The following is a 1,686-nucleotide window of genomic DNA, read 5'->3' as shown; positions in this document are numbered from 1 at the left end:
GCGCTCTCTTTAATTCACACCACCCCCCCCCCCCCCCCCCCCCAATTCTCACCCCAACCCCCCCCCCCCCCCGCCGGCCCCCCCCCCCCCCCCCCCCCCCCCGCGTTCGGTTTCCGGGCTCGACGCCGGGACGTCGGGAGCGCCGCACACCGACCTGAGACAATGTGCGGGCCGTCGCAGGCGGCCGAGCACATCACGAGAAACGGAGTTTCGCTTGAGCACGCCCGAGACGACCGTGCTGATCACCGTCACGGGGCCCGACAAGCCGGGCGTGACCTCGGTGCTGCTGACGGCCCTGTCGCGCAACGGAGTGAGCCTGCTCGATGTCGAACAGGTCGTGATCCGCGGCCGGCTCACCCTCGGCGTGCTGGTGACCTGCCCGGACGATCCGGAGGATCTGCAGGATCAGCTCGAGGACGCGATGGCCACCGTCGGCATGCAGGTCGACGTCGAGATCGGCGCGAACTCGGTGGCGGGGGCGCGGTTGTCGACGCATGCGATCGTGGTGCTGGGCAGCCCCGTGACGGCGCGGGCGTTCAGCACGATCGCGCGCAAGCTGGCCGAGCAGAACGTCAATATCGACGCCATCCGCGGCATCGCCGACTATCCGGTGACCGGTCTGGAGCTGATGGTGACCGCGCCGGTCGATCAGGACGGCGAGACCCGGTTGCGCACCGCGCTGTCCGTGGTGGCGGCCAAGGAGAACGTCGATGTCGCGGTCGAGCGCGCGGGCCTGGCGCGGCGGGCCAAGCGGCTGATCGTCTTCGACGTCGACTCCACGCTCATCCAGGGCGAGGTGATCGAGATGCTGGCCGCGCACGCGGGCGTCGAGGACGAGGTGCGCAAGGTCACCGAATCCGCCATGCGCGGCGAGATCGACTTCGCCGAATCGCTGCGGAAGCGGGTCGCGACCCTGGCCGGGCTGGACGAGACGGTGATCGACGAGGTCGCCGAGCGCATCGAACTGACCCCCGGTGCCCGCACCACCATCCGCACGCTGCGGCGGCTGGGTTTCCGGTGCGGTGTGGTGTCCGGCGGCTTCCGGCAGGTGATCGAGCCGCTGGCCCACGATCTGGAACTGGATTTCGTGCAGGCGAACACGCTCGAGGTGGTGGGCGGCAAGCTGACCGGGAAGGTGATCGGGGAGATCGTCGACCGGCCCGCGAAGGCCGTGGCGCTGCGGCGGTTCGCGGCCGAGGCCGGGGTGCCGATGGAGCAGACCGTCGCGGTCGGCGACGGCGCCAACGACATCGACATGCTGAACGCGGCGGGCCTGGGCATCGCCTTCAACGCCAAGCCCGCCCTGCGCGAGATCGCCGACGCCGCCCTCTCCCACCCCTTCCTCGACGCGGTCCTGTTCATCCTCGGCGTCACCCGCGACGAGGTAGAAGCCGCCGACGCCCGCGACGGCCTCCTCCGCCGAGTCCCCCTGACCTGACGAACATCAATGCCCATGTTCGCCGCCTGCCGGGTTAAGCAACCGTTCCGCGGGTGATGCCCCCATTTCCCGCATCCGGTGGTGCCTCTATTTCCCGCATCCGGTGGTGCCTCTATTCCCCGCATCCGGTGGTGCCTCTATTCCCCGTATCCGGTGGTGCCTCTATTCCCCGTATCCGGTGGTGCCTCTATTCCCCGTATCCGGTGGTGCCTCTATTCCCCGTATCCGGTGGTGCCCCTATTCCCCGC

Annotated in this window: 1 protein-coding gene; it reads left to right on the top strand. The window is 69.6% G+C overall.

Going from position 1 to position 1,686, the window contains the following annotated elements; translation table 11 throughout:
* The first annotated feature begins 214 nt into the window (after positions 1 to 214).
* On the top strand, positions 215 to 1,438 hold the full coding sequence (gene serB / locus QH290_RS14330) for a phosphoserine phosphatase SerB (RefSeq protein WP_280268403.1): 1,224 nt from the start codon (positions 215 to 217) through the stop codon (positions 1,436 to 1,438).
* Positions 1,439 to 1,686: the final 248 nt, after the last annotated feature.

Source organism: Nocardia wallacei (assembly GCF_029869545.1).
GTDB lineage: Bacteria > Actinomycetota > Actinomycetes > Mycobacteriales > Mycobacteriaceae > Nocardia > Nocardia wallacei_A.
The sequence above is the reverse complement of the archived record's forward strand: the minus strand, read 5'-3'. Positions and strand labels throughout refer to the sequence as shown.